Source organism: Arthrobacter sp. I3 (genome assembly GCF_000520575.1).
Taxonomy (GTDB): Bacteria; Actinomycetota; Actinomycetes; order Actinomycetales; family Micrococcaceae; genus Arthrobacter; species Arthrobacter humicola_A.
Genome location: NZ_KI914929.1, coordinates 40,953 through 42,394, shown reverse-complemented (window position 1 = coordinate 42,394; position 1,442 = coordinate 40,953). Strand labels below are relative to the sequence as shown.

General features: G+C 68.2%; 1 protein-coding gene. It reads left to right on the top strand.

The annotated features are described in order from the left end of the window. Nucleotides 1-138: 138 nt before the first annotated feature. Nucleotides 139-1,290: a zinc-dependent metalloprotease gene (locus Y706_RS0113105; protein WP_043436137.1), complete on the top strand. Its 1,152-nt coding sequence runs from the start codon at nucleotides 139-141 to the stop codon at nucleotides 1,288-1,290. Nucleotides 1,291-1,442: the final 152 nt, after the last annotated feature.

The window sequence follows — 1,442 nt, the reverse complement described above, 5'->3', positions numbered from 1 at the left end:
GGGCCGGCCGGGACCCCGCGCAGGTCTGGCTCTTCGCGCCGGTCTGGCCCTTCGGCCGGAGGTCCGGGAGCCCCGGCCGGTTCGCCGGTCAGCGAAAATTAAGGCGCTTTGTCGGGGCCCTGTGATCTGATGGACCCCATGGAGTCCTCTGCAAGCGAGACATCAAGCGAGACATCACCCAAGACGCCGAGTGCGGCATCGGTCCAGGTCCCGGATCTCATCAACTGGGAGCTCGCCGCGTCCACGGCAGCCCGGCTGACGCCGGCGGGCCCCGTCCTGGGCAGCGCCGAGATCGGCGCCGCCGTCGAAAATCTGCGGCTCATGGCGGACATTTCCGTGCCGCACGTCCACCACATCACCGGCCTGGACGCCGCCCGGGACCTGCGCGACTCCGAGGTCCTCGTCGTGGACCGGGCCTCATGGGCCAAGGCCAACACGCAGAGCTTCGCCGTCATGCTCAAGCCCGCCATGGGAAAGCTGCTGGAGGGCCGCGGTTCCATCAGCCCCGGCGCTGCCGGGGTCAGCGCAGCCATCACCGGCAGCCAGCTCGGCGCCATCCTGGCCTTCCTTTCGAGCAAAGTCCTGGGCCAGTACGATCCCTTCTCAGCGCTGGCCGAAAACTCCACGGCCCCCGCTTCCGGACGGCTGCTGCTCGTAGCGCCGAACATCATCTCCGTGGAACGCGAACTGAAAGTCGAACCCGCGGACTTCCGGCTCTGGGTCTGCCTCCACGAACAAACCCACCGGGTGCAGTTCGCCGCCGCACCGTGGCTGCGGCACCACATGCTCCAGGAGATCGAAAACCTCAGCGGACTGTTGCTGGGCAATGTCGATTCCCTGATGGAACGGGCCTCGGCGGCCGCGAAATCGCTGAAGGACCGCGCGGCACCCGGCGCCGCGCCCGGACGCGGCGCCATCCTGGACCTGCTCCAGAACCCGGAGGAAAAGGCGGCCCTGTCCCGCCTGACTGCCCTCATGAGCCTGCTCGAAGGTCACGCAAATGTGGTCATGGACGCCGTGGACGCCAGCATCGTTCCCTCAGTGAAGACCATCCGGCAACGTTTCAACGACCGCGGCCAGGACCGCGGCATGATCGAGAAATTCATCCGCAACTTGCTCGGCCTCGACGCCAAGATGCGCCAGTACAGTGACGGCGCCAAGTTCGTCCGGGAAGTGGTGGCCGCCGCCGGCATGGGAGGCTTCAACAGAGTCTGGGAGTCCGCGGACCACCTCCCCAGCGAACCCGAGATCCACGACTCCCGGCTCTGGCTCGACCGGATGGGCCTCTAGCCGCCATGACTGCCCCCGACGGCGCCGGTTCGACCTCGATTTCCAGCGGACGACGCCGGCCCGGCCGCCTCGCGCCGGTGGTCGGCACGGCCCGAAAAATGCTGCAGGACGCCCTCGCCGCGGCAGGCTACCCGGACCGCGTCCTGGTTGCC

What these genes read in the sequence shown, in the direction of transcription:
- Y706_RS0113105 (WP_043436137.1), top strand. Translation starts at nt 139, where the DNA reads ATGGAGTCCTCTGCAAGCGAGACATCAAGCGAGACATCACCCAAGACG.